Here is a 23,969-nt window from a genome sequence, read left to right as displayed (position 1 = left end):
GCCGAGGAACAGCTGGTCGCCCGGCTTGATCCGCTGGAGCCGCGAGGTGAGGGGGCCGTCGGCGATCTTGATCGACAGGATCTCGATCTCGTCCGACCAGGCCGGGCTGGCGATCGAATAGGCGCGCAGCAGCGGCCGGCCCTCGCCGGGCAGCCCGAGCATGATGAACTCGCCCGAGCGGAAGCGCAGGCTCGGCGGGCGGGTCAGGGTGAAGCTGAACAGATGCGCGTTCCAATGCCTCACCGACCGCACCGTCTCGACGGTGAGCGCGGCGGAAGGGGCAAGGGTCGTCATCGCGGCAATCCGGTCGCTCACGCACGTTCATCCGTCGTCTGGGTTGCGGAAAGGCCGAGCGGCGCGAAGCCGGCAACCGTCATCTTGGCCGCATGCTCGCCGACGGCCGTCAGCAGCGGCCCGACCGAGCTTTTGTCGACGCAAGCTTCAAGCGTGGCCTTTGCCCGCGCGTCCTCGCCGGCCGCCACATCGCGCCACAGGTTGATCAGCAGCGCCTCGTCCTCCGCCACACGGCAGGCGCGCAACGGCGCGAGCATGAACTTGGTGCGGCCGTTGCTGTTGAGCAGCGCGGCGGCCATGTTGAGGTCGTTCACCGCGGGCAGCATGTCGTGCATCGCATAGGCGGGGGCGAGTGCGGCCGGCGGGCAGGTCTTGCGCGCCAGCGCATCGGCCCAGGCGCGCAGCGACCAGAGCAGCAGCCGGCTGCCGGGGGAAAGCTTCACCACAGGCTGGTCGAGGAAGTCGTAAACGCCGTTCATCCGCCCATCCTTTGCGCCGATATTGATATCCATTATCAATAAAGACCTAGGCGCTGTGGATGGCCGGCGTCAACCGATTCATTGGTTGTGGGGCGGTTCGCGCCGCGACAAAAGAAAGCGGCGGAAGCTGAAGCTCCCGCCGCCCTGTCCGTACCGCTGAGGGGTCGGTTACGGCTTCTCGCCGGGGAACAGCGCCACCCAGTCGGCCTCGGCCTGGATGCGCGCGAAGAAGCTCCACGCGTCGACCGACATCGCGCGCTTCAGCCACTGCTTGGCCTCGTCGCGGTTGCCCATCAGCAGGTGATAATTGGCAAGGCTGTACGACGTCGAAGCCGCGGTGGCGTCGGCGGTCGCAAAGGCGCGGCCGCTGTCGGTGTTGCTGAAGAAGGTGTTTGCCGCGCGGTTGCCCTTGAACAGCTGGATCGCGTCGAAATAGACATCCGATCCGCCGGTCGGGTGCAGGTGGAACAGCCGCACATCGTAGCCGTCGATCAGCTTCTGCGCCTCGATCATGTTGCCGCCGCGCGCCAGCGACAGGTAGCGCCAGTAGGTGCTGGCCGTCTCGTTCGACAGGTCGCGGTCGAACATCGAGGTTTCGCCCGACTTGGTGAAATATTTGGCGGCGTTGGCGTAATCGCGCTTGGCGAAATACGCCTGGCCGAGGTGGTAGTAGAGGTAGAACTGGACGATGTCCGGATCGCCCTTGAAATAGTCGGGGCCGGGCTTTTCGCGCTCGAGCGGCTGGCCCTGATACAGCTTGTCCGCCTTCAGGCCCGCCTCGATCGAGGCGTCGAACTGGCGGAGCGAGAACAGCCGGTGCGCGCGGTGGCGCAGCAGCTTCGCCGAATTGGGGAAGCGCTTCAGCGCGGCGTCGTACACCGCCAGCGATTCCTTGGTGTAGCCCTGGTAGAACAGGATGCGGCCGTACCAGGTGGCATTGTCGGCGGTCATGCCGGCGTCGAACGCCGCCTTGGCGTCACGCGCGGCGCGCGCCAAGGTCTCGACCGGCGCGACGTTGGCGTTGCGGTTGGCATAGGTGATGAGCGGCTGGCCGAGCAGCGAGGTGCCCTGCGGGCTGTCGCCGGTCGGCTGCGCGGCGGCGGGGGCGGCGATGGCGAGCGCGCTCGCCAGCAGCGCCGCGGTCAGGCTGGTCTTCAGCATCAATTCCCTCCCTTGTTATCGTCTTCCACCACATCGAAGCGCACGCCCTGCGCCAGCGTCAATGTGCTCGAATAATTCACCGTGGCGGTCGCCCGGCGCATATAGTTCTTCCAGCTGTCGGAGCCGGAGACGCGGCCGCCGCCGGTCTGCTTCTCGCCGCCGAACGCCCCACCGATCTCGGCGCCGCTGGTGCCGATGTTGACGTTGACGATGCCGCAGTCGCTGCCCAGCGCCGACTGGAAATATTCGGCCTCGCGCATGTCCATGGTGAACACCGCCGAAGACAGGCCCTGCGGCACGCCGTTCTGCAGCGTGATCGCTTGCGTGAACTCGCGATAGATGATGACGTAGAGGATCGGCGCGAAGGTTTCCTCGCAGACGATGGCGCTCTGGCCCGGCATCTCGACGATGGCGGGGCGGACATAATAGCCGGTCGCCGGCACGCCGTCGGTGATCCGCTCGCCGCCGTGGACGGTGCCGCCTTCAGCGCGCGCGCGCTCCAGCGCCGCCTGCATGCGGTCGAACGCGGCGCCGTCGATCAGCGGGCCAACCTGCACGCCCTCGGCGAGCGGGTTGCCCGTCGACAGCTTGCCGATCACCGGCATCAGCCTCGCCAGCAGCTCGGCCTTGCGGTCCTCATGGACGATCAGGCGGCGCAAGGTGGTGCAGCGCTGGCCGGCGGTGCCGGCGGCGGCGAAGGTGATGGCGGGGATGGCGAGGTCGAGATCGGCGCTCGGCGTCACGATCATCGCGTTGTTGCCGCCGAGTTCGAGGATCGAGCGGGCGAAACGCTGCGCGGTGCGCACGGCGACGTCGCGGCCCATGCGCGTGCTGCCGGTCGCGCTCAGCATGTCGATGCCGGGATGGTCGGCCAGGCGCGCGCCGATGTCGGCGCCGCCGATTGCCACCTGGACGAGGTTCGCCGGCGCCGCCTCGAAGTCGCGCATCGCGCGCTGCAGCAGCCCGACGAAGGCGAGCGCGGTGGTCGGCGTCTTTTCGGACGGCTTCCAGATGCCGGCGTTGCCGCAGACCAGCGCCACCGTCGTCCCCCACGCCCAGACGGCGGCGGGGAAGTTGAAGGCGGAGATAAGGCCGAGCACGCCGACCGGGTGCCAATATTCGGTGAGCCGGTGCTGCGGGCGCTCCGACGCGATGGTCAGGCCATAGAGCTGGCGCGACAGGCCGACCGCGAATTCGCAGATGTCGACGACCTCCTGCACCTCGCCGCGCGCTTCCTCGAGGATCTTGCCGTTCTCCGCCGACAGCAGCGCCGACAGCGGGTCGAGATTGTCGCGCACCAAGGTGCCGAAGCGGCGGACCAACTCGCCGCGATGCGGGGCGGGGACCTGCCGCCAGTCAAGAAACGCAGTCCGCGCGCGGGCGACCATCGCGTCGATGTCGGCGGCATCATGCGTGCCCAGAGTGGCGAGCAGCGCACCGTCGATCGGCGAACGGACGGGCAAGTCATCGCCGCGATGCGAATCGAGCGACAGGCCGAGCGCCTTCAGCGCGTCGGCATGGGTACGCGCAGGGTCGGCGTCGGAAGCAACGGCAAACGGCGCGAGGCCGGCGGACGACATCATGTTCATAGGCCGGTGTTCAACACCAAAGCCGTTTTTCGTGCAAGCTGATCGGAAAAATATTTCCAATCGTGGATCATGTGATTTTCGCGATTTAACCAGTTAGGCGGCTGACGTAGCCCGTTCAGCGTGGCATTTTTGCCATAGATAAAGGAGGAATTGGCTGTTTTCAGGCGCGAACCGCGTAGTTTCCCTATGTCGGCCCCGAAATAAAGCATCTTCACGATCGGAAATTTTATGATAGGAAAATGACATTCGCGGTCGGCGCTGTAGGAGGCGGTCTGCCGCGGGCCATGGGTCCTGAGCGACAAGGGGGAGAGACATGAAGAGCTGGATTTCGCGAGTGGTGCTGCCGTCGGTGCTGACGGTCGTCGGCGTCGCCGAGGCGCACGCGCAGACGGCGGCCGACGCTGCCGCGCCGACGCAGGTTGCGATGAACGATTCGGACGCGGAGGACATCATCGTCCTCGGTTCGCGCCGCCGCGACCGCACCATCGCCGACAGCCCCGTCGCGATCGACGTCATCCAGCCGGAAGTGGTGACCACCACCGGCTACACCGACGTCAACGACGCGCTGCGCACCCTCGTCCCCGCGTTCAACGCACAGCGCCTGCCCTTGAACGACGGTTCGTCGTTCGTCCGCCCGATCACGCTCCGCGCGTCGCCGTCGGATCACGTGCTGCTGCTGCTCAACAAAAAGCGCCGGCATCGTTCGGCGATTGTGCAGATCGGTACCGGCCACGCGACGACCTCGGGCTCGCAGGGCCAGGACTTCAACGTCATCCCGACGATCGCGCTCTCGCGCATCGAGGTGCTGCGTGACGGCGCCTCGGCGCAGTACGGCTCGGACGCCATCGCCGGCGTCATCAACCTCGAGCTGAAGGAAGACACCGAGGGCGGCTCGATCATCGCCCACATGGGTCAATATTATAAGGGCGACGGCGACACCTACGACGTGCAGGGCAACTTCGGCCTGCCGCTGTGGGACTCGGGCTTCATGAACATCAGCGCCCAGTATACCGACCAGAAGAAGACCTTCCGCGGCGGCCAGCCGAACGGCGCCGCCGCGCTGCGCGCCTCGGGCCAGGCCGGCGTGCCGAAGTTCCCGGCGGAGCTCGGCGAGCCCGACTACACCTCGTTCAAGACCGTGCTCAACGCCGGTCTCGACCTTGGGGGCGACGCGGAGGCCTATTTCTTCGCCAACTACATGACGACCGATTCGACGGTGGGCTTCTCCTACCGCCAGTCGCGCGCCGCCGGCGGCTTCCCGGCGCACGCCACCTTCGGCAACTCGGCGTTCGACGGCACCGCCGCGCACCCCGAGATCTTCGACCTGACGCGCATCTATCCGGGCGGCTTCGTGCCGCAGTTCACCGGCGACCTGACCGATCTCGGCCTCGTCGGCGGCTTCCGCGACACCAACGGCCCGCTGACCTGGGACGTGTCGGCCCGCCTCGGCAAAAGCAAGGTCGACTACACCATCGCGAACACCATCAACCCGTCACTTGGCGTGCGCTCGCCGACGGTATTCAAGCCGGGTTCGCTCGAGCAGAAGGAAGTGCAGCTCGACGGTGAGGTCGGCTACACGAGCGACGTGGGCTTCGCCAGCGACCTGCTGGTCTTCGGCGGCGTCAGCTACCGCAAGGAAACCTACACGATCGGCGCGGGCGACCTCGCGTCCTACACCGCCGGCCCGCTGCGCGACCTGCCGGTCGGCTCGAACGGCTTCCAGGGCTTCAGCCCGAACATCGCCGGCGCGTTCGACAGCAGCAGCTATGCGATCTTCGCCGAGGCCGACACCGATCCGGTCGAAGGCTGGAACATCGCCCTCGCCGCCCGCTACGAGGATTATAAGGAGTTCGGCGACAACCTCAGTGCCAAGGCGGCGACCCGCTTCGAGCTGAGCGACATGTTCGCGATCCGCGGCTCGGTCAGCACCGGCTTCCGAGCCCCGGCCGCCGGCCAGGTGTTCGGCACCAGCCAGACCTCGCAGATCGACCGCATCACCAACAACTTCATCCTCGATGCGGTGCTGATCCCGGGTTCGCCGGCCGCGCAGATCTTCGGGTCGGCGCCGCTGAAGCCGGAGACGTCGTTCAACAAGTCGGCGGGCCTGGTCTTCCAGCCGGGCAACGGCCTCCTCGCCACGCTCGATTTCTACCAGATCGACGTCGACGATCGTCTGCTGCTCACCCCGTCGGTCACCACCACCCCGGCGCAGCGCGCGGCGCTGGCGGCGCTCGGCTTCCCGAACGGCGCGTCGGTGCAGCAGGTCCGCTACTTCCAGAACAAGCTCGACACCCGCGTCCGCGGCTTCGACTTCGTGACGACCTACGGGTTCGAATGGGGCGGCGGCAACAAGACCGACCTCAGCCTCGCGCTGAATTACAATGAGCAGCATCTGAAGAGCAATCCGCAGGGTTTCTACACCGTCGCCCAGGTCATCGAGTTCGAAGAGGGCACGCCGAACTGGCGCGGCAACGCGTCGGTCACCAACAAGATCGGCGACTTCAACCTGATGGTCCGCGGCACCTACTACGGCTCGTGGAAGCGCCTCGACGGCGCGGCGAACTTCCTGCCGCGCAAGGCCGTGGTGATCTGGGATGCCGAGATCGGCTACGATGTCAGCGAGCAGTTCGGCCTCGCGGTCGGCGCCCGCAACGTCTTCGACAAATACCCGCCGGGCCGCGGCCCTGGCCTGGCTGCCAACGGTATCGTCCTCGACAACCACAGCGTCTTCGGTCTCAGCGGCGGCTACTACTACCTCTCCGGTAAGCTCCGCTTCTAGTGTCCCCCTCCGGTGGCGGCGTCCCTTTCGGGGCGCCGCCATCGCTTTTGGCGCAAGGGACTGGCCCGAAGCGCATCAAGCCCGTGGCGTATCGGAAAAGGCGGTTCTATTGTTTCACCCGACCGGGTGGGCGAGGGGCCGCTGCCGGGCACGAGTGGAGACAGCCGAGTGGCACGACCCAAAGCCGGGGCGAAGGCCGAAGCGCCGGAGATATTGAAGGCGATGCGCAGCCGGTCGTCGGGGACGATGATCCGCCCTGGCGAGCGCCTGCGCCAGCTCCGCCACGATCGCGGCCTCACGCTCGAGGAAGCCGGCAAGCTCACCGGCCTCGCGCCCTCGACGCTCTCGAAGATCGAGAACGACCAGATGTCGCCGACCTTCGACGTCGTGCAGAAGCTGGCCTCGGGTTTCGACATCGACATCACCGAATTGTTCGCCAGCAACCGCGGCGAGACGGCGAGCGGCCGCCGCAGCATCACGCTCGCCAACGCCGGGCGGCTGATGGAGACGCCGGTCTATGCGCACCGCCTCCTCGCGGTCGAACTGACCCACAAGAAGATCCTGCCCTTCGTCACGCGCATCAAGGCGCGCGACCTCGAAAGCTTCACCAGCTGGTCGAAGCATGGCGGCGAGGAATTCCTCTACGTGCTCGAGGGCAAGCTCTGCTTCCACACCGAGCATTACGAGCCCGCCGTGCTGGGGCCGGGCGACAGCGTCTACATCGACAGCACGATGCGCCACGCCTGCTACAGCGTGAGCGAGGAGGACGCCGTCGTCCTCTGGATCAACACCGGCTGATACAGCCGGCGCTTTCCCGCTTTACATTCCATGCCGATCCGACAATATTTTCTTATAGGAAAATATTGGGGAGGGCAGGATGCATCGTCGTCAATTCATGATGGGCGCAGCCGCAATGGCAGCACTGATGGCCGGTGGCGCGCGTGGCGCGAAGAGCCGCCCGCTGACCTTCGACGCGATGGGCGAAGTTCGCTTCGAATATTCCGAAGAGGTGATCCGCGCGATGAAAGCGAGCGGGATGGATGCGATTACCATCACGCTCTGCGACCCCAAATCCTACGAGGAAGCCGCCTACAAGGAGGCCGTAACCGCGGTGCGCGAGCATGACGCCTATTTCGCCAAACATCCGCAGCATTATCTGAAAGCGACGACCGTCGCCGATCTCGACAAGGCCCGCGCCGCCGGCCAGATCGCCATCTATTACCTGTTCCAGAACTCGACGCAGTTCGGCCACGACCTCAACCGCGTCGACGAATTCTACGACATGGGCGTCCGCTCGGCGCAGATCACCTACAACCACCAGAATTGGGCGGGGTCGGGCTGCAAGGAGCTCGGCGCCAACGGCCTGACCGAGTTCGGCCAGCAACTCATCGAGCGCATGAACGCCAAGCGCATGCTGATCGACCTGTCGCACGCCAATATGAAGACGATGGCGGACAGCATCGCCGCCTCGAAGGCGCCGGTCGTCATCTCGCACACCGCCTGCGCCGCGCTGTTCAAGAACGTCCGCAACACGACCGACGAGAACCTCAAGGCGCTCGCCGACAAGGGCGGCGTCGTCGGCATGTGTCAGATGCGCCCGTTCATGACGACGCTGCGCAAGGGCGCGCTCCCCGTCTATTTCCAGCATATCGCGCATGCGGTGAAGGTCGCCGGCGCCGACCATGTCGCGATCGGCAGCGACCGCGACCATCGCGTCATCCAGCTGACGCCCGAGTACATGGCCGAGGTGAAGCGCGAGGAGGGGCCGAACTTCAACCCGGACCAGTGGCCGCTGTTCATCGACGAGCTCAATGGCCCGCGCCGCATGGAAGTGGTGTGGGACGGCGTCCGCAAGCTCGGCCTGCCGTCGGCGGATGTCGAGAAGATCATGGGCGGCAACCTGCGCCGCCTCTACACCGAGGTGATCGGATGAAGACGTTCGTCTTCGCGCTGTTGCTCGCGACGGCAGCGCCGGTGGCGGCGGCCGAAATCCCCGCCAGCACCGTCAAGGCCGGCTATTGCGACAAGACGCTGATCGGCACGCCGCTGCGTCTCCCCGAATTCTCGGCGGCGACGCAGAAGCGGCTCGATCAGGATCTGGAGGCGGCGCGCGCCACCCTGCGCATCGCCCCCGACCGGCCGGAGTCGCATTTCTGGGTGGCGCGGCGCCTGTCCTACTTGGGGCGCTTCTGTGAATCGGTTGACGTGCTGACCGCCGCCATCGCGCAATTCCCGCAGGCCTATGAGCTGCGCCGCTACCGCGCCCGCAAGCTCGCGCGTTCGCGGCAGTTCGAGTCGGCGCTGGCCGACTATCGCGAGGGCCTGCGGCTGATGGAGGGCAAGCCCGATTATTTCGAGCCCGACGGCCTGCCCAACCGGATCGGCCTCACCATCGGCACCTATCGCGGCAACATGATCTACTATCATGCGCAGACCAGTTTTGCGGTCGGCGACTATCGCACGATGCTCGCCGGGCTGCAGACCGCGTTCGACATGACCTGGCCGTTCGCGAAGAACGACATGGTGCCGCCGATCGCCTACTGGAAATATCTCGCGCACCGGAAGCTCGGCGAGCATGACAAGGCGCGCGCCGTCATTAACGCGGTGCCCGACAAGATCGATCTCATCGAGAACCACGCCTATCATAAGGCGACGATGGTGATGAACGGCCGCTTCCCCCTTGCGGAAGCCGCCAAGTCCAAGGACCCCAACATCAAGTTCGCTGCCGCGATGGAATATCGCTTCGCCGGCAAGGAGGCCGAGGCGAAGCGGCTGCTGCGCGAGGTCGTCGTCGAAAATGCGCAGGGCCATTGGCCCGCCGAGGTCGAGCTGGTCTCGCCCGACCGCCGCGTGCCCCAGGCCCCGCCGCTGCCGGGAACGTCGAACCCTTAGACTGGGCAGGAAGACCGGCGGTGCCGCAAGGCCCGCCAGTTGAGCCCGTGGCCGGCGCCGAGCAGCAGTGCGCCGGCGAGGCTCAGCAAAGTCTCGGCGGTGCCATCGGACCCCAGCGCGCCCATCCCGAGCAGGGCCAGCCCGACGCCGGCGACCAGCACCGGACGGACGCGCTGGTGGCGGCGCCAGCCGAGCCACAGCGCGACGGCGCTGGTCGGCACCGCGAAGGCGAACGCCATCAGGTGGAATTCGTGCGGCAGCAGCTCAAGCCCGGCGAGCGTCGGCACGGCGACGAGCAGCATCGGCACGGCGAGGCAATGGGCAAGGCACAAGGCCGCGCCGGTGATGGCCGCAACGTCCAGCCAGCGCTGCGTCTGCGTTGCTCCGTCCGCCATGCTCGTCTCCTTAAGCTGAGCGGGCTATGTGATAATGTAACATTGAAAGTCAATGACAGCGGCGGCCGAAAATCGTTCAGCCGAGGCGGCAGCTCGCTTTCTGGCGGGCGGCGTCGATCGCCGGGAAGGTGGCGCGATCCTCGACGAGGATGCGCACCAGCGCGATGCCGCGCGGCGAATTGACGACGACGCGCTCATAACCCGCCGGCGTCGGCACCGCCGGCAGCGCGATGGCCAGCTTTATGGTGCCGCCCCGGCTGTCTGCATTATTCTTCACGAAGGCGACATTGGTCTCGGCGTCGAACACCGACAGCGACCAATAGGCCGATGGCACCGGCGGCACCTCGACCAGCAGCGGCTTGTCGCTCACGTCGAACGGGCAGCTCGCATAGGCGAGGTCGGGGCTCGGCCGCACGATGGCGCGCGACTGGTCGGTCGCGAGCGACGGGAAGGCGAAGGCGTTGGCGCCGTCGGTCGCCACCCGGTTCCAGGCCGAGCGCATCAGCAACTGCGGCGTCAGCGCCAGGGTCGCGTAATAGCCCACGGCCGCGACAAGTACGGCGGCGATCAGCGGCCCCATCCAGCGCCCGATCATGCGCAGTCTCCCTTGGCGATGCGCGGAAGGGCGTCACGCGGGGGACTGCTCCGCCCCTCGTCTGCCGGCCGGTAAGTGCGCAGGGTCAGCTGGAAGCGTTCGGCACCGCCGCTCGGCAGCCAATGACCGTCGGTGCGCGTCGGCGACACCTTGATCGTCCAGCCCTTCCGCTCGGCCGGCGCGAGCGCGGCGCTGGCGACCGAGAAACGGTTGGCGTCGTTCGCCACCAGATAGCCCTCGCCGTCATACAGCGTCAGGCTCCACCAGCGCCCCGGCAGTTCGCCGCCGCTGACCGTGTAGCTGCAGTTGCCGTCGAGCGGCGCGCCCGCGTCATCGGCCACCGCCGTGTAATAGCGCGCCTCGCGGGCGGGGAGGGCGAGCAGGCCCGACAGCGCGACGATGGCGCGGGTCCGCGCGCTCGCCTCGGCGGTGCCATAGTCGGTGCCGGTGCGCCACGGCCCGATCTGCTGTCCCGATCCGAAGGCGCCGCTGCGCACCGCATAGGCGGCGCTGCCGACCCCGACCACAAGGCCGACGACGACGGCCAGTCCATAGCGAAGCCAGCTCTTCATGCGCCCTCCTGCCGCACCGCACTCTAGGCCACCGCCTGCGGCCGGCAACCTGCGCAATCCACGAGCAGTTGACTAGGAAACTTCATATATATAGTTTCCTAGTCAACATGGAGTGTGGATGACCGACCCCGCCGCTCTGACCGCGCATCTCGGCTATTGGCTTCGCGCCGTGTCGAACCAGGTGTCGCACGCCTTCGCGCTGAAGCTGGAGGGCGAGGGGGTGACCGTCGCCGAATGGGTCGTACTGCGCGAGCTTTACGGTCAGCCGCCCGCCAACCCCAGCCGCCTCGCCGAACGCCTCGCCCTGACGCGCGGGGCGATCAGCAAGCTCGCCGAGCGGCTGATCGACAAGGGGCTGCTCGCGCGCACCGAGAGCGACGCCGACCGGCGCGCCCACACCCTGGCGCTGACCCGCGCCGGCGCGGCGAAGGTGCCGGCGCTCGCCGCCCTCGCCGACGCCAATGAAGCGCAGTTCTTCGGCGGGCTCGGCGCCGCCGATCATGCCGCGCTCGACCGTATCCTGAAGACGCTTGCCGACCGCCATGGCCTGCAGTCGCCACCAATGAGCTGAGGGACAAATGAACCAACGACAGCAGGCCGTCGCCCGCCAGTGTCTGGGGGCGGCGGAGGACAACAGCCTGACCTTTCCCGAGATCGTCGGGCGGCTGATCGAGGCCGGCTTCGACAGCTATTGGGTCGATTTCCGGCGCGGCACGGCGACCTATTATCTACCCGACGGCGCGGCGCTCGATCTGCCTGCGCATCGCAGCGAGGTCGCCGTGGCCGCTGCCTTCGACACCCCCGCGCTACAGGCCGCCGTCCGCGATGCACAGGCGCTGGCGCCCGGCTACACCTATCGCGGCTTCTGCGACCGGGCGAAGGCGGCGGGCTGCGCGGGCTATCTGGTGTCGTTCGGCGGCCGGCGGGCGCTCTACCTCGGCCGGGATGGCGCGACGCACACCGAATATTTCCCCGGCTAACCGAGCAGCAGCTCGCGCTGCTCGGTGACCAGCGCGTCGAGCCAGTCGGTGAAGGCGCGCACGCGGGCCAGCCGTGCCACGTCGCGGTGGACAACGCGCCAGAAGCTGCGCGTTACCGCCACCTCGGCATCGAGCACGCGCACCAGTTCGGCATCCTGTTCTCCGATGAAGCAGGGGAGGATGCCGAGCCCGGCGCCGCTGCGCACCAGTTCGTGCTGCACGTTGATGCTGCTGCTGGCCAGCGCGGGCTCGAGCCCGTCGGCGACCTCGTCGAGATAACGCAGCTCCTCGGCATAGATGAAGTCGGGGATGTAGCCGACCAGCGCATGATCGTTCAAGTCGCGGGCGCGGGCCGGCAGGCCGTGGCGCTCGGCATAGGTGCGCGCGGCGTAGAGCTTCAGTCGATAGTCGGCGAGCTTCTTCGCGATCAGCGGGCCCCGCGCGGGCCGCGCCAGCATGATCGCCAGATCGGCCTCGCGCTTCGAGGGATTGAGGAAGCCGTTGGTGGCGACCAGTTCGACGCGGATCGCCGGGTTCGCCGCGTGAAAATCACCGAGGTGGCGCGCGATCAGCCAGGTCCCCAAGCCTTCGGCGATGCTGACGCGGATCGTGCCCGCCAGCAGCCCGCGTTCGCCCGCCAGCTCGCTCTTCGCCTGTGTCGCCGCCTGCTCGGCGCCTTCGGCATAGACCAGCAGCCGTCGCCCCGCCTCGGTGAGCGTCTGCCCGCCCGCGCCGGGCTCGAACAGCGCGGCGTCGAGATTGGCCTCCAGCCGCCGCAGCCGCCGCCCGACGGTGGTCGCGTCGATGCCCAGTTTCACCGCCGCCGTCGCCAGGGTCGGCGCACGGGCGAGCGCGAGGAAGACGCGCAGATCGTCCCAGTTCAAAGGCGCGCCTGAGGCGCTGCATTTTCGCAGTTCATGGCTGCACCGTTAGGCGATTGCCTGCACAAGCGCCAGCCGCCAAGGTCCGCGCCAACACAGCTATGGGACGAACCATGACCCGCACCATCCATCACTTCATTTCCGGCTCTGCCGTCGAGTCCGCGTCGGGCCGCTTCGGCGACGTGTTCGACCCCAACACGGGTCAGGTGCAGGCGCGGGTGGGTCTGGGCACTGTCGAGGAGCTGGACCGCGCCGTTGCCGTGGCCGTGGAAGCTCAGAAGGGCTGGGCGGCGACCAACCCGCAGCGTCGCGCGCGGGTGATGTTCGAGTTCAAGCGGCTGCTTGAGGCCAACATGGACGAGCTGGCGCACCTGCTGTCGAGCGAGCACGGCAAGGTGATCGCGGACTCCAAGGGGGACATCCAGCGCGGGCTCGAGGTCATCGAGTTCGCCTGCGGCATCCCGCATCTGTTGAAGGGCGAGTATACGCAAGGAGCGGGTCCCGGCATCGACGTCTACTCGATGCGCCAGCCGCTCGGCGTGGTCGCCGGCATCACCCCGTTCAACTTCCCGGCGATGATCCCGATGTGGATGTTCGGGGTGGCGATTGCGTGCGGCAACGCCTTCATCCTGAAGCCGAGCGAGCGTGATCCGAGCGTGCCGGTGCGCCTCGCCGAGCTGATGATGGAAGCGGGGCTGCCCGAGGGTGTCCTCAACGTCGTGCAGGGCGACAAGACGGTGGTCGACGCCATCCTCGACCACGCCGACATCAAGGCGGTGAGCTTCGTCGGCAGCAGCGACATCGCCCACTATGTCTACCAGCGCGGCGTTGCCGCCGGAAAGCGCGTGCAGGCGATGGGCGGGGCCAAGAACCATGGCATCGTGCTGCCCGACGCCGACCTCGACCAGACGGTGGCCGACCTCGTCGGCGCTGCCTTCGGCTCGGCGGGCGAGCGCTGCATGGCGTTGCCGGTGGTGGTGCCGGTGGGTGACCAGACCGCGCAGGCGCTGAAGGATCGTCTCCTCCCCGAGATCGAGAAGCTGCGCCTCGGCGTCAGCACCGATGCGGATGCGCACTACGGCCCGGTGATCAACGCGGCGCACAAGGCGAAGGTGGAGAGCTATATCGAGATGGGGGTGCGCGAGGGCGCCGAGCTCGTCGTCGACGGCCGCGGCTTCAAGCTGCAGGGGCATGAGGACGGCTTCTTCGTCGGGCCGACCTTCTTCGACAAGGTCACCCCCGACATGCAGAGCTACAAGGAAGAGATCTTCGGCCCTGTCCTGCAGATGGTGCGCGCGCAGAGCTTCGAGGCGGCGCTGGCGCTGCCGACCAACCACCAGTACGGCAACGGCGTTGCCATCTTCACGCGCAACGGTGCTGCGGCGCGCGAATTTGCCGCCAATGTCGAGGTCGGCATGGTCGGCATCAACGTGCCGATCCCGGTGCCGGTGGCCTACCACACCTTCGGCGGCTGGAAGCGCTCGGCGTTCGGCGACACCAACCAGCATGGCCCCGAAGGCATCCGCTTCTTCACCAAGGTCAAGACCATCACCCAGCGCTGGCCCGCCGGCGGACCCGTCACCGACAGCAGCTTCATCATCCCAACAATGCGCTGATTTACAGCTTCCGGGCATCGACTCCCCAAGGTTAGCCCGGATAACCTCGCTGCCCGGCCCCCACGCCGGGCAGCGAATTTCTTTTGAAGACATGCAGGAAAGGACGGCGCCATGGCCGGTCACATCGCCTTTATCGGACTCGGCAACATGGGCTCCGGCATGGCCGCCAACCTGGTGAAGGCCGGGCACGGCGTTTCGGCGTTCGACCTGTCCGAAGCGGCGCTGGCCGCCGCCGTCGCCTCGGGATCGCAGCGCGCCGCCTCGGTCAGCGAAGCGGTGAAGGGCGCCGCCGTCGTGGTGACGATGCTGCCGGCCGGCAAGCATGTGCGCGGCGTCTATGCCGAGGAGGTATTCGCCGCCGCCGACAGCAACCCGATACTCATCGACTGCTCGACGATCGACGTCGCCTCGGCGCGCGCGGTGGCAGCGCAGGCGGAGGGGCATGGCCTCGCCATGGTCGACGCGCCGGTGTCGGGCGGCATCGCCGCGGCGTCGGGCGGCACGCTGACCTTCATGGTCGGCGGCCCCGCCGAAGCCTTCGCGCGGGCCGAGCCGATCCTCGCCAAGATGGGCAAGGCGGTGATTCACGCCGGCGACGCGGGCGCGGGGCAGGCGGCGAAGATCTGCAACAACATGCTGCTCGGCGCCTCGATGGTCGCGACCTGCGAGGCGTTCGTGATGGCGCAGAAGCTCGGGCTCGACCCGCAGACCTTCTTCGACATCTCCTCGAAGGCGAGCGGCCAGAGCTGGTCGATGACCAGCTATTGCCCGGTCCCCGGCCCGGTCCCGACCGCGCCGTCGAACCGCGACTATGAAGGCGGCTTCGCGGCGGCGCTGATGCTGAAGGACATGAAGCTGGCGATGGAGGCCGCGGCCGCCGTCGACGCCAGCGTGCCGATGGGCGCGGCGGCGGAAAGCCTCTACCAAGCGTTCGCCAACCTGGGCGGCGCCGGCAAGGATTTCTCGGCGATCATCAAGCTGCTGGACGGGAGTTGGCGTTCGTAAAGAACCCAAGGTTCGTCATACCGGCGAAAGCCGGTATCCAGTCGGACGCTCGGTCTGGATACCGGCTTTCGCCGGTATGACGGGGTGAATGTGAGAACGCCCTACTTCCCCACCAGTGTCGTCTTCGGCAACCGCCCGACCCCAATCGCATCGGCCATCTGCCCAACCGTCAGCGCATAATAGTTGCTGCAATTATACCGCATGATCGGCCGGTAGTTGGCGAAGGTCAGGAACGCCGGCCCCTGCGGCCCATCCGGCTCGATCAGGGTCGCCAGCTTGTCGTCCGCCGGCAGCGCGGCGCCGTTGCCGGCGACCCCCATCGCCTTCCATTCGGCGACGCTCAGCCAGCGGCTGTGCCGCCAGCCGAGGCCCGCGCATTCGGTGACTGGCGTCAGCTCGCGGATGCGCTCGCGGTCGAAACCGGCAGGGACGGAAACCGACACCGCCCACGGCTCGCCGGTCTGCCAGCCTTTGCCGACGAAATAGCTGGCGATCGAGGCGAGCACGTCGGCGCGGCTGCCCCAGATGTCGGCGCGGCCGTCGCCGTCGCCGTCGGCGGCATGCGCGAAATAGCTGCTCGGCATGAACTGCGACTGACCGGTGGCGCCCGCCCATGAACCGACGAGCGTGGCGCGATCGGCCTTGCCGTCGTCGATCAGCTTCAAGGCGGCGATCAGCTCGGCGGTGAAGAACTCGCGCCGCCGTCCCTCATAGGCCAAGGTCGCCAGCGAGCGCACCAGATCGAAGTTGCCCGTCACCGCGCCATAGCTGGTCTCGATGCCCCAGATGGCGAGCAGGATTTCGTGCGGCACGCCATATTGCTTCTCGACCGACGACAGCGTCGCCGACAAATCCGAGGCGAGGCGGCGGCCGTTGTTGATGCGGCTGCGGCTGAACTGCTTGGCGTGATATTTGGCGAAGGTCATCGGCGACACCGCCGTGCGATCCGGCTGCTTCTGGTCGAGCGCGATGGCACTGGGGTCTTCGGTCAGCCCGTCCAGCTCGCGGTCGAGCGTCGCCTCGCTGACCCCCGCCTTCTTTGCATCGGCGCGCACGCTCTGCAGCCAGCCGTCGAAAGTGGAGAGATCGTAGACCGGCTCGGGCGGCGGCGGTGGGGCGCGCTTGACCGGCTTGGGCGCCGGCACGGGAACCGCCGCGACGACCGGCGCCGGCTTGTGGATGGTTTTCGCCCGATCGCCGGCATCGACGATGACGGCAACGAGGATGGCCACCGCACTGGTGGCAAGGAATCGATGAACAAGAACCGCGGTACGACGCGTCATGGAATACTCCCCCGACGTGGCCGGCAAACCGGCATCGCCGAGCCTATACCCGAACCCGTTAACCGAGGCTGACCGGCGGCGCGAAACTGTCCGAAAACTCGAAACGCGAGGCGGGATGGGAAAGTGCCGCGTGCGAGACGATCCGCCCGCCGCTCCAGGTTCGCCGGATCAGCAGCAGGCAGGGTTCGCCCGACGGCATGCTGAGCAGCCGGCGGGTGGTGGCATCGGGCAGGGTGGCGCGCACCCGATGCTCGACGCGCTCCAGCGGCGCGGCGCGCATCAGCACTTCGTTTGGCGTCGTCGCGGTGAAGTCGATGGCGTCATAGCCGGGCGCCGCCTCGGCGAGCACCAGCCGGTCCTCCAACTGGATCGCCAACCCGTTCTCGCGGTGGACGATCAGCGAATGGAAGATCGGCGTGCCGACCTCGACATCGAGACAGGCGGCGGCTTCTGCGCCGGCGGCCAGCGCGCGATTGTCGATCACCGTCGCCGCATAGGCATGGCCGCGCCCGCGCACTTCCTCGGCGATGTTGCGCACCTCGATCAGGTGCCCCTCGGGCCGCGGCTCGGCGACGAAGGAGCCGACGCCTGCAACGCCGACCAGCACGCCGCCCTGCTTCAACTCGCGCAGCGCGCGGTTGACGGTCATGCGTGACACGCCAAACTGTGTGACCAGCTCATGCTCCGACGGCAGCCGGTCGCCGGGCTTCAGCCTGCCGGCCGCGATGCCGTCCATCACATGCGCCTTGATCGCCGCATAGCGCGGCTCGGGATTGCTCATCCCCGCGCGGCGTCGAGCGCGGCGGCCAGCACATCCTTCAACGCCTCGCGCAGCGGCTGCGCCCGCGCCGGGTTGAAGGCGCGCGGGTTGGCCTCGTCCATGTATGCGTCCTGCGCCAGCTCGATCTGCAGCGCCTGAACGCCGTCGTCAGGCCGGCCATAGTGGCGCGTGATCCAGCCGCCCTTGAAGCGGCCGTTCACCACTTGCGTGAACGGATGATGCGCCATCGCCGCGCTGGCCGCGTCGATCACTTCGGGCGAGCAGGAAGCGCCCGAATTGGTGCCGAAATTGACGTCGGGCAGGCGGCCGTCGAACAGGCCGGGACATTCGCTGGTGATCGAATGCGCGTCGAGCAGCAGCGCAAAGCCATGGCGGGCCACCGCCGCATCGAGCGCCGCGCGCAACTGCGCATGATAGGGCCGCCAGTAGGCGTCGAGCCGCCGTGCGACCTCGGCATCGTCGGGCGCATGGCCGTCGGCGTAGATCGGCGCCTTGGCAAAGCTCTGCGTCGGGCACAGGCCGGTCTCGAACGACCCCGGATACAGCGCCGCGCCTTCGGGATCGCGGTTGAGGTCGATCACCCAGCGCGACCAGCGCGCCGCGATCACGCTCGCGTCCATCGCCGGCAGGAAGTCGTAGAGCCGGTCGATATGCCAGTCGGTGTCGCACACCGTCTGACCGAGCGCATTGTAGCGCGCCGTCAGCTCGGCCGGCAGTTCGGTGCCGACATGCGGCATGCTCACCACCAGCGGCGAAGCGCCGGCGCGATAGCGGAAATCGCTCATGCGTCGTCCGACGGCAGGATGCCGCCCATCATGCGCCGGAACGGGCCGTCCTTGGCAAAGGCGGCGGCGGCGGCGATGTCGGGCGCGAAGAAGCGGTCTTTGTCATAGGCCGGCACCTTGGCCCGCAGGCCCGACAGCGCCTCTTCCAAGGTCGCCGAGGTCGCGAGCGGGCGATGGAACTCGATGCCCTGCGCGGCGGCCAGCAGCTCGATCGCCAGCGTTCCCATCGTGTTGTCCGCCATGTCGAGCAGGCGGCGCGCGCCATGCGTCGCCATCGACACATGATCCTCCTGATTGGCCGAGGTCGGGATCGAATCGACGCTTGCCGGATGTGCGAGCTGCTTGTTCTCCGACACCAGCGCCGCCGCCGACACCTGCGCGATCATGAAGCCCGAGTTGAGCCCGCTGTCCTTCACCAGGAAGGCGGGCAGTCCGCTCATCTTCGGATCGACGAGCAGCGCGGTGCGCCGCTCGGAGATCGAGCCGATCTCGCACAGCGCCAGCGCGATCTGGTCGGCGGCGAAGGCGACGGGCTCGGCGTGGAAGTTGCCGCCCGACAGAATCTCGCCATCCTCGACGAACACCAAAGGATTGTCGGTGACGGCATTGGCCTCGATCACCAGCGTCTTCGCGGCGGCGCGCAGCACGTCGAGACAGGCGCCCATCACCTGCGGCTGGCAGCGCAGCGAATAGGGGTCCTGCACCTTGGTATCGCCTTCGAGGTGCGAGGCGCGGATCGCGCTGCCGGCGAGCAGGTCGCGCAGCACCGCGGCGGTGGCGATCTGCCCCGGCTGGCCGCGCAGCTCATGGATGCGCGCATCGAACGGCGCGTCGGAGCCCTTCATGGCATCGACCGACAGCGCCCCGGCGACCAGCCCGGCGGCAAAGGCTTCCTCCGCCGCGAACAGCCCGGCGAGCGCCAGCGCGGTCGAGCATTGCGTGCCGTTGAGCAGCGCCAGACCTTCCTTCGGCCCCAGCACCAGCGGCGTCAGCCCGGCTTTCGCCAGCGCTTCGGTCGCGGGCATAATCGCCCCACCGACCCGCACGTCGCCGACGCCGATCAGCGCCGCCGACATATGCGCCAGCGGCGCAAGATCGCCCGATGCGCCAACCGAGCCCTTGGCGGGAATGCACGGGTAAATGCCATGGGCGAGCAGCGCCTGCAGCGCCTCGACCACCTCGCGCCGCACGCCCGAGGCGCCGCGCGACAGGCTGATCACCTTCAGCGCCATCAGCAGCCGCACCACCTCGTCGCCGAGCAGCGCGCCGACGCCGGCGGCGTGCGACAGCACGAGGTTCTCCTGCAGCTGCGCCAGCTGGTCGGGCGGGATGCGGGTGTTGGCGAGCAGGCCGAAGCCGGTGTTGATGCCGTAGGCGGTGGCGCCGCTGTCGAGCACCCGCTGCACCACCGCCGCGCCGCGGTCGAGTTCAGCGAGGCGGTCAGCGTCGAGCGTCAGCCGCACCGGCTCGCGCAGGATGCGGCGCAGGACGGCGAGCGAAACGGGCTCGGTGCCGATGGCGAGATCGAAGCTCATTTACCCTCCAGCGACGGCAGGTTGAGGCCCTGCGTGCGGGCGCAATCGATGGCGATGTCGTAGCCCGCGTCGGCGTGGCGCATCACGCCGGTGCCGGGGTCGTTCCACAGCACGCGCTCCAGCCGGCGCGCGGCATCCGCGCTGCCATCGGCGACGATGACCATGCCCGAATGCTGCGAGAAGCCCATGCCGACGCCGCCGCCATGGTGCAGCGACACCCAGGTCGCGCCGCTGGCGGTGTTGAGGAGGGCGTTCAGCAGCGGCCAGTCGGAGACGGCGTCGCTGCCGTCCCTCATTGCCTCGGTCTCGCGGTTGGGGGAGGCGACCGAGCCGGAATCGAGGTGATCGCGGCCGATCACCACCGGCGCCTTCAGCTCGCCGCTCGCCACCATCTCGTTGAACTTCAGGCCGATACGGTGCCGGTCGCCGAGGCCCACCCAGCAGATGCGTGCCGGCAGCCCCTGAAAGGCGATGCGCTCCCGCGCGCTGTCGAGCCAGCGGTGGAGTGGCGTATTGTCGGGCAGCAGTTCCTTCACCGCCTGATCAGTCTTGTAGATGTCCTCCGGATCGCCCGACAGCGCCACCCAGCGGAACGGGCCAACGCCGCGGCAGAACAGCGGGCGGATATAGGCGGGGACGAAGCCCGGGAAGGCGAAGGCGTCCTCGAGGCCTTCTTCCTTGGCGACCTGGCGGATGTTGTTGCCATAGTCGAGCACCGGCACGCCCGCCTTCCAGAAGTCGAGCATCGCCTGCACATGGGTGACGATCGAGGCGCGCGCGGCTTTCTCGACCGCCTTCGGGTCGCTGACCCTTTTGTCTTCCCATTCGGCGACGGTCCAGCCGGCGGGCAGATAGCCGTTGAACACGTCATGCGCCGAGGTCTGGTCGGTGACGAAGTCGGGGCGGACGCCACGGCGCACCAGCTCGGGCAGGATTTCAGCGGCATTGCCGAGCAGGCCGATCGAGGTGGCGCGCTTCGCCGCCACCGCCTCGTCGATCAGCTTCAGCGCCTCGTCGAGGTCCTCGACCGCAACGTCGAGATAGCGCGTCTGCAGCCGCTTCTCGATGCGCGAGCGCTGGCATTCGATGTTGAGCGAGGCGGCGCCGGCAAGGCTGGCGGCGAGCGGCTGCGCGCCGCCCATGCCGCCGAGGCCCGCGGTCAGCATCCAGCGGCCCCCCAGATCGCCGGCGAAATGCTGGCGGCCGACCTCGACGAAGGTCTCGTAGGTGCCCTGAACGATGCCCTGCGTGCCGATGTAGATCCACGAGCCCGCGGTCATCTGGCCGTACATCATCAGCCCGGCGCGATCGAGGGTGTTGAAATGCTCCCACGTCGCCCAGCGCGGCACGAGATTGGAGTTGGCGAGCAGCACGCGCGGCGCGTCGGCATGGGTGCGGAACACGCCGACCGGCTTGCCCGACTGGACGAGCAGGGTTTCATCGTCGCGCAGCTCCTTCAGGCTGGCGACGATGTGGTCGAACGCCTCCCAGTTGCGCGCCGCCTTGCCGATGCCGCCGTAGACGACGAGGTCCTCGGGCCGTTCCGCCACCTCGGGGTCGAGGTTGTTCATCAGCATGCGCAGCGGCGCCTCGGTCAGCCACGACCTGGCGCTGATCTCGGTGCCGCGCGGGGCGCGGACGATGCGGCTGTTGCTGGTCATGCGGTCCTCTTTCAGATCGCCGCGCGCAGGCGGGCGACGGTTTGCGCGAATTCGCGGGCGGATGTTTCTTCGTGGGGGTGGCGCGCTTCGGCGACGATGCGCTCGCCACCAACCCACAACTCGCGCACCGGCGCGGCGCCGGCGTTGACGAACACCAGCGCGTCGAGGCGGGCGTCGCCGCTCATGGCGGCGATCTGCGGATTGCGCTCGTCGAGCACGATGAAGTCGGCGCGGGCGCCCGGCGCGATGCGGCCGGTGTCGACACCGGTCGGGGCGGTGGCGGACGCGGCCTCGGTCCACAGCCAGGCGCCCACGTTGGGCAGCGCCTCGGTGGCGCTCAGCGCGCGGCGCTGCAGGCGCAAGCGGCGGCCATATTCGAGCAGCCGCAGTTCCTCGCGCGGATCGAGGCTGACATGGCTGTCCGAGCCGATGCCCCAGCGTCCGCCGTGCGCGAAATAGCTCTCGGTGTCGAAGAAGCCGTCACCGAGATTGGCCTCGGTGGTCGGGCAGATCGCCACCGTCGCGCCCGACGCGGCGAGATCGCGCGTCTCGGCATCGGTCAGGTGGGTGGCGTGGACGAGGCACCAGCGTTCGTCGACCGGGAAATGGCGCAACAGCCATTCGACCGGCCGCGCGCCGCTCCACGTCAGGCAGTCGTCCACTTCCTTCACCTGCTCGGCGATGTGGATGTGGACGGGCAGGGCGACATCGATGTCGAGCACCGCGTTCATCGCCTCGGGCGTGACGGCGCGCAGCGAATGGAAGCCGATGCCGAGATCGACGCGTCCGCGTAAGCCTTCGATCAGCGCGGCGTAAGAGTCAGGTATATGCAGAAACCGCCGCTGCGCCGGCTCGGCCGGGCGGTCGCCGAAGCCGCTCGCCATGTAGAGCACCGGCACCAGCGTCAGCCCGATGCCCGCGATGGCCGCCGCCTCGATCAGCGCCTCGGCCATCGCCGCGGGATTGGCGTAGGGGCGGCCGTCGGCGTCGTGGTGCAGATAGTGAAACTCGCAGACCCGCGCGTACCCGGCCTTCGCCATCTCGATGTAGAGCTGCGTCGCGATTACCCGCACGTCATCGGGGGTCAGCCGGTCGAGCGAGCCGTACATCGCCTGCCGCCACGTCCAGAAGTCGCCGCCGCTGGGGGATCGCACCTCGGTGATGCCGGCGATCGCGCGCTGGAAGGCGTGGCTGTGCAGGTTGGGCATCGCCGGGATGACCGCGCCGGGCAGCGGGGAGCCGCCCGCGCCGCCGATCTCGACGAATTTCCCGTTGGTGATTTGCAGGCGCGCGTTTTCGGTCCAGCCTTGCGCTGTCCGGACGGCCGGTGCGAGGAGGTCGACGGTCATGGGGCTCACCTGTATATACAGGTTGTAGGCCGAACGGCCCGATGGAGACAAGCCGCGATGCGTTTCGACCTGCTGCTCACCGACTGCCACGCCGCGACGATGCAAGGCGATGCGCCCTATGGCGTCATCGAGAATGCCGCCATCGGCGTTGCGGGTGGTCGCATCGCGTGGATCGGCGCCGCCGCCGACCTGCCGGCGCACGAAGCGACGGAAACCGAGTCGCTCGGCGGGCGCTGGGTGACGCCGGGCCTGATCGATTGCCATACCCATCTGGTGTTCGGCGGCAACCGCTCCGCCGAGTTCGAGGCGCGGCTGAAGGGCGCGACCTATCAGGAGATCGCGGCGGCAGGCGGTGGCATCCTCTCCAGCGTGCGGATGACGCGCGAGGCGTCAGAGGAAGCGTTGATCGCCGCGACGTCGAAGCGGCTGCGCGCGCTGAAGCGCGACGGCGTCACCACCGTCGAGATCAAGAGCGGCTACGGCCTCGACGCCGATACCGAGACCAAGATGCTGCGCGCCGCGCGGGCGGCGGGGACAAGCGAGGGCGTGGCAGTCGTCACCACCTACCTGGGTCTCCACGCGCTGCCCGCCGCGTACAAGGAGCGGCCGGACGCCTACGTCGATCACGTCATCGACACCATCCTGCCGCGCGTTGCCGCCGAGCGGCTTGCCAACGCTGTCGACGCCTATGTCGAGCCCATCGCCTTCAGCGCCGAACAGGCCGACCGCTTCTTCGCCGCGGCCGAAGCGCTCGGCTTGAAGACCAAGCTCCACGCCGAGCAATTCTCCGATTCCGGCGGCGCGCAACTGGCGGCGCGGCGGCAGTCGCTATCGGCGGATCACCTCGAATATGTTGGCGAGGAGGGACTGGCCGCACTTGCGAAATCCGGCACCGTCGCCGTCCTTCTCCCCGGCGCCTTCCTCGCGCTGCGCGAAACGCAGCTGCCGCCGATCGACCGCCTGCGCGCGCTCGGCATCCCGATGGCGCTCGCCACCGACTGCAACCCCGGCACCTCGCCCGTCACGTCGATGCTGGCGGTACTCAACCTCGCCTGTGTTCTGTTCCGCATGACGCCCGAGGAGGCGCTGGCGGGCGCTACGGTCAACGGCGCCCGTGCGCTCGGCCTCACCGATCGCGGCACCCTCGCGGTCGGCCAGCGCGCTGACCTTGCCGCCTGGGATGTCGAACGCCCCGCCGAACTCACCTACTGGCTCGGCGCGCCGCTGCTGCATCGCAGCTACGCGGGCGGAAAGGCGCTCATCTAATCCTCATCAAAACACGTCATCCCGGCGAAGGCCGGGATCCATACCGATCGCGGCGTGGATCCCGGCCTTCG

At 68.1% G+C, this 23,969-nt stretch carries 24 protein-coding genes (1 of these 24 cut by a window edge); 9 read left to right on the top strand and 15 right to left on the bottom strand.

Translation table 11 applies throughout. The features are described 5' to 3' along the window. From ACFOMD_RS00220 to ACFOMD_RS00200, 5 genes are all read right to left on the bottom strand, one after another. A protein-coding gene (locus tag ACFOMD_RS00220; protein WP_380855010.1) for a ferredoxin--NADP reductase crosses the window boundary here: on the bottom strand, nt 1–315 show its 5' end (the start). 498 nt of this gene lie to the left of the window's left edge; 315 of the gene's 813 nt are visible here — the first part of the coding sequence; the start codon lies at nt 313–315; the stop codon falls past the left edge of the window. Next, nucleotides 312–806 carry a hypothetical protein gene (locus tag ACFOMD_RS00215; RefSeq protein WP_380855007.1) on the bottom strand — a complete coding sequence of 165 codons (495 nt, stop codon included), beginning with the start codon at nt 804–806 and terminating at the stop codon, nt 312–314. Before ACFOMD_RS00215 ends, ACFOMD_RS00220 begins: the two co-directional genes overlap by 4 nt. 135 nt (nt 807–941) lie before the next feature. Continuing rightward, entirely contained in the window at nt 942–1,934 is a 993-nt protein-coding gene (locus ACFOMD_RS00210) for a tetratricopeptide repeat protein (protein WP_380855004.1), read from the bottom strand. After that, on the bottom strand, nt 1,934–3,523 hold the full coding sequence (amaB, locus tag ACFOMD_RS00205) for an L-piperidine-6-carboxylate dehydrogenase (RefSeq protein WP_380855001.1): 1,590 nt from the start codon (nt 3,521–3,523) through the stop codon (nt 1,934–1,936). Before amaB ends, ACFOMD_RS00210 begins: the two co-directional genes overlap by 1 nt. After that, complete coding sequence (locus ACFOMD_RS00200; RefSeq protein WP_380854998.1) at nt 3,520–3,738, bottom strand: hypothetical protein; 219 nt, start codon at nt 3,736–3,738, stop codon at nt 3,520–3,522. Before ACFOMD_RS00200 ends, amaB begins: the two co-directional genes overlap by 4 nt. 98 nt (nt 3,739–3,836) lie before the next feature. On the opposite strand from ACFOMD_RS00200, the gene ACFOMD_RS00195 reads away from it, so the two are divergent. The 4 genes from ACFOMD_RS00195 (at nt 3,837) to ACFOMD_RS00180 (ending at nt 9,194) form a co-directional block, all read left to right on the top strand. Then, nucleotides 3,837–6,302, top strand: a complete 2,466-nt coding sequence (locus ACFOMD_RS00195; RefSeq protein WP_380854995.1) for a TonB-dependent receptor plug domain-containing protein — start codon at nt 3,837–3,839, stop codon at nt 6,300–6,302. Nucleotides 6,303–6,470: 168 nt separating this feature from the next. Next, entirely contained in the window at nt 6,471–7,100 is a 630-nt protein-coding gene (locus tag ACFOMD_RS00190) for a helix-turn-helix domain-containing protein (RefSeq protein ID WP_380854992.1), read from the top strand. Between the two features lie 79 nt (nt 7,101–7,179). Then, entirely contained in the window at nt 7,180–8,235 is a 1,056-nt protein-coding gene (locus ACFOMD_RS00185; protein ID WP_380854989.1) for a dipeptidase, read from the top strand. Then, nucleotides 8,232–9,194: a tetratricopeptide repeat protein gene (locus ACFOMD_RS00180; protein ID WP_380854986.1), complete on the top strand. Its 963-nt coding sequence runs from the start codon at nt 8,232–8,234 to the stop codon at nt 9,192–9,194. Before ACFOMD_RS00185 ends, ACFOMD_RS00180 begins: the two co-directional genes overlap by 4 nt. Here the strand turns inward: ACFOMD_RS00180 and ACFOMD_RS00175 are convergent. The 3 genes from ACFOMD_RS00175 to ACFOMD_RS00165 all read right to left on the bottom strand — a co-directional run bounded on the left by ACFOMD_RS00175 (nt 9,191) and on the right by ACFOMD_RS00165 (nt 10,756). Beyond that, nucleotides 9,191–9,589: a MerC domain-containing protein gene (locus ACFOMD_RS00175; RefSeq protein ID WP_380854983.1), complete on the bottom strand. Its 399-nt coding sequence runs from the start codon at nt 9,587–9,589 to the stop codon at nt 9,191–9,193. The two genes, ACFOMD_RS00180 and ACFOMD_RS00175, sit on opposite strands and share 4 nt — an antisense overlap. A gap of 76 nt (nt 9,590–9,665) precedes the next feature. After that, nucleotides 9,666–10,184, bottom strand: a complete 519-nt coding sequence (locus ACFOMD_RS00170; protein WP_380854980.1) for a DUF1254 domain-containing protein — start codon at nt 10,182–10,184, stop codon at nt 9,666–9,668. Next, complete coding sequence (locus tag ACFOMD_RS00165; protein WP_380854977.1) at nt 10,181–10,756, bottom strand: DUF1214 domain-containing protein; 576 nt, start codon at nt 10,754–10,756, stop codon at nt 10,181–10,183. Before ACFOMD_RS00165 ends, ACFOMD_RS00170 begins: the two co-directional genes overlap by 4 nt. A 118-nt stretch (nt 10,757–10,874) precedes the next feature. Between ACFOMD_RS00165 and ACFOMD_RS00160 the strand changes: the two genes are divergently transcribed. Together ACFOMD_RS00160 and ACFOMD_RS00155 are read left to right on the top strand one after the other, a co-directional pair. Then, nucleotides 10,875–11,327: a MarR family winged helix-turn-helix transcriptional regulator gene (locus ACFOMD_RS00160; RefSeq protein ID WP_380854974.1), complete on the top strand. Its 453-nt coding sequence runs from the start codon at nt 10,875–10,877 to the stop codon at nt 11,325–11,327. 7 nt (nt 11,328–11,334) lie between these two features. Beyond that, entirely contained in the window at nt 11,335–11,736 is a 402-nt protein-coding gene (locus tag ACFOMD_RS00155) for a DUF1398 domain-containing protein (RefSeq protein ID WP_380854971.1), read from the top strand. Here the strand turns inward: ACFOMD_RS00155 and ACFOMD_RS00150 are convergent. Then, entirely contained in the window at nt 11,733–12,620 is an 888-nt protein-coding gene (locus tag ACFOMD_RS00150; RefSeq protein WP_380854968.1) for a LysR family transcriptional regulator, read from the bottom strand. The genes ACFOMD_RS00155 and ACFOMD_RS00150 overlap by 4 nt on opposite strands. 110 nt (nt 12,621–12,730) lie before the next feature. Between ACFOMD_RS00150 and ACFOMD_RS00145 the strand changes: the two genes are divergently transcribed. Continuing rightward, a complete protein-coding gene (locus ACFOMD_RS00145) occupies nt 12,731–14,233 on the top strand; it encodes a CoA-acylating methylmalonate-semialdehyde dehydrogenase (RefSeq protein ID WP_380854965.1) in 1,503 nt (500 codons plus the stop codon). 111 nt (nt 14,234–14,344) lie between these two features. Then, a complete protein-coding gene (gene mmsB / locus ACFOMD_RS00140; protein ID WP_380854962.1) occupies nt 14,345–15,238 on the top strand; it encodes a 3-hydroxyisobutyrate dehydrogenase in 894 nt (297 codons plus the stop codon). Between the two features lie 101 nt (nt 15,239–15,339). Here the strand turns inward: mmsB and ACFOMD_RS00135 are convergent, their stop codons facing one another. Genes ACFOMD_RS00135 through ACFOMD_RS00110 form a run of 6 tightly spaced genes read right to left on the bottom strand, consistent with a single transcriptional unit; the run spans nt 15,340 to nt 22,632 of the window. After that, nucleotides 15,340–16,521, bottom strand: coding sequence for a lytic murein transglycosylase (locus tag ACFOMD_RS00135; protein WP_380854959.1), 1,182 nt, complete (start codon nt 16,519–16,521; stop codon nt 15,340–15,342). Nucleotides 16,522–16,579: 58 nt separating this feature from the next. Then, nucleotides 16,580–17,302: a histidine utilization repressor gene (gene hutC, locus ACFOMD_RS00130; RefSeq protein ID WP_380854956.1), complete on the bottom strand. Its 723-nt coding sequence runs from the start codon at nt 17,300–17,302 to the stop codon at nt 16,580–16,582. Beyond that, nucleotides 17,299–18,087 (bottom strand): N-formylglutamate deformylase, encoded by a 789-nt coding sequence (gene hutG / locus ACFOMD_RS00125; protein WP_380854953.1) that lies wholly within the window; start codon nt 18,085–18,087, stop codon nt 17,299–17,301. The genes hutC and hutG overlap by 4 nt, the downstream gene beginning before the upstream one ends. Continuing rightward, nucleotides 18,084–19,622, bottom strand: coding sequence for a histidine ammonia-lyase (gene hutH / locus ACFOMD_RS00120; RefSeq protein ID WP_380854951.1), 1,539 nt, complete (start codon nt 19,620–19,622; stop codon nt 18,084–18,086). Before hutH ends, hutG begins: the two co-directional genes overlap by 4 nt. Next, on the bottom strand, nt 19,619–21,283 hold the full coding sequence (gene hutU / locus ACFOMD_RS00115; protein WP_380854948.1) for a urocanate hydratase: 1,665 nt from the start codon (nt 21,281–21,283) through the stop codon (nt 19,619–19,621). The genes hutH and hutU overlap by 4 nt, the downstream gene beginning before the upstream one ends. A gap of 11 nt (nt 21,284–21,294) precedes the next feature. After that, nucleotides 21,295–22,632: a formimidoylglutamate deiminase gene (locus tag ACFOMD_RS00110; protein WP_380854945.1), complete on the bottom strand. Its 1,338-nt coding sequence runs from the start codon at nt 22,630–22,632 to the stop codon at nt 21,295–21,297. Between the two features lie 57 nt (nt 22,633–22,689). Between ACFOMD_RS00110 and hutI the strand changes: the two genes are divergently transcribed. Next, entirely contained in the window at nt 22,690–23,898 is a 1,209-nt protein-coding gene (gene hutI / locus ACFOMD_RS00105) for an imidazolonepropionase (RefSeq protein ID WP_380854942.1), read from the top strand. Nucleotides 23,899–23,969: the final 71 nt, after the last annotated feature.

Origin of the sequence: Sphingoaurantiacus capsulatus (assembly GCF_042648405.1) — a bacterium.
Lineage (GTDB): Bacteria > Pseudomonadota > Alphaproteobacteria > Sphingomonadales > Sphingomonadaceae > Sphingoaurantiacus > Sphingoaurantiacus capsulatus.
The sequence above is the reverse complement of the archived record's forward strand: the minus strand, read 5'-3'. Positions and strand labels throughout refer to the sequence as shown.

Excerpts from the sequence above, each read along its gene's own strand:
- ACFOMD_RS00210 (WP_380855004.1), bottom strand. The coding sequence starts at position 1,934 with ATGCTGAAGACCAGCCTGACCGCGGCGCTGCTGGCGAGCGCGCTCGCC.
- ACFOMD_RS00170 (WP_380854980.1), bottom strand. The coding sequence starts at position 10,184 with ATGATCGGGCGCTGGATGGGGCCGCTGATCGCCGCCGTACTTGTCGCG.
- ACFOMD_RS00180 (WP_380854986.1), top strand. The coding sequence starts at position 8,232 with ATGAAGACGTTCGTCTTCGCGCTGTTGCTCGCGACGGCAGCGCCGGTG.
- hutH (WP_380854951.1), bottom strand. The coding sequence starts at position 19,622 with ATGAGCTTCGATCTCGCCATCGGCACCGAGCCCGTTTCGCTCGCCGTC.
- ACFOMD_RS00175 (WP_380854983.1), bottom strand. The coding sequence starts at position 9,589 with ATGGCGGACGGAGCAACGCAGACGCAGCGCTGGCTGGACGTTGCGGCC.
- ACFOMD_RS00185 (WP_380854989.1), top strand. The coding sequence starts at position 7,180 with ATGCATCGTCGTCAATTCATGATGGGCGCAGCCGCAATGGCAGCACTG.
- amaB (WP_380855001.1), bottom strand. The coding sequence starts at position 3,523 with ATGAACATGATGTCGTCCGCCGGCCTCGCGCCGTTTGCCGTTGCTTCC.
- ACFOMD_RS00135 (WP_380854959.1), bottom strand. The coding sequence starts at position 16,521 with ATGACGCGTCGTACCGCGGTTCTTGTTCATCGATTCCTTGCCACCAGT.
- ACFOMD_RS00110 (WP_380854945.1), bottom strand. The coding sequence starts at position 22,632 with ATGACCGTCGACCTCCTCGCACCGGCCGTCCGGACAGCGCAAGGCTGG.
- ACFOMD_RS00215 (WP_380855007.1), bottom strand. The coding sequence starts at position 806 with ATGGATATCAATATCGGCGCAAAGGATGGGCGGATGAACGGCGTTTAC.
- hutG (WP_380854953.1), bottom strand. The coding sequence starts at position 18,087 with ATGAGCGATTTCCGCTATCGCGCCGGCGCTTCGCCGCTGGTGGTGAGC.
- hutI (WP_380854942.1), top strand. The coding sequence starts at position 22,690 with ATGCGTTTCGACCTGCTGCTCACCGACTGCCACGCCGCGACGATGCAA.
- ACFOMD_RS00155 (WP_380854971.1), top strand. The coding sequence starts at position 11,335 with ATGAACCAACGACAGCAGGCCGTCGCCCGCCAGTGTCTGGGGGCGGCG.
- ACFOMD_RS00165 (WP_380854977.1), bottom strand. The coding sequence starts at position 10,756 with ATGAAGAGCTGGCTTCGCTATGGACTGGCCGTCGTCGTCGGCCTTGTG.
- mmsB (WP_380854962.1), top strand. The coding sequence starts at position 14,345 with ATGGCCGGTCACATCGCCTTTATCGGACTCGGCAACATGGGCTCCGGC.
- ACFOMD_RS00145 (WP_380854965.1), top strand. The coding sequence starts at position 12,731 with ATGACCCGCACCATCCATCACTTCATTTCCGGCTCTGCCGTCGAGTCC.
- hutC (WP_380854956.1), bottom strand. The coding sequence starts at position 17,302 with ATGAGCAATCCCGAGCCGCGCTATGCGGCGATCAAGGCGCATGTGATG.
- ACFOMD_RS00160 (WP_380854974.1), top strand. The coding sequence starts at position 10,875 with ATGACCGACCCCGCCGCTCTGACCGCGCATCTCGGCTATTGGCTTCGC.
- ACFOMD_RS00195 (WP_380854995.1), top strand. The coding sequence starts at position 3,837 with ATGAAGAGCTGGATTTCGCGAGTGGTGCTGCCGTCGGTGCTGACGGTC.
- hutU (WP_380854948.1), bottom strand. The coding sequence starts at position 21,283 with ATGACCAGCAACAGCCGCATCGTCCGCGCCCCGCGCGGCACCGAGATC.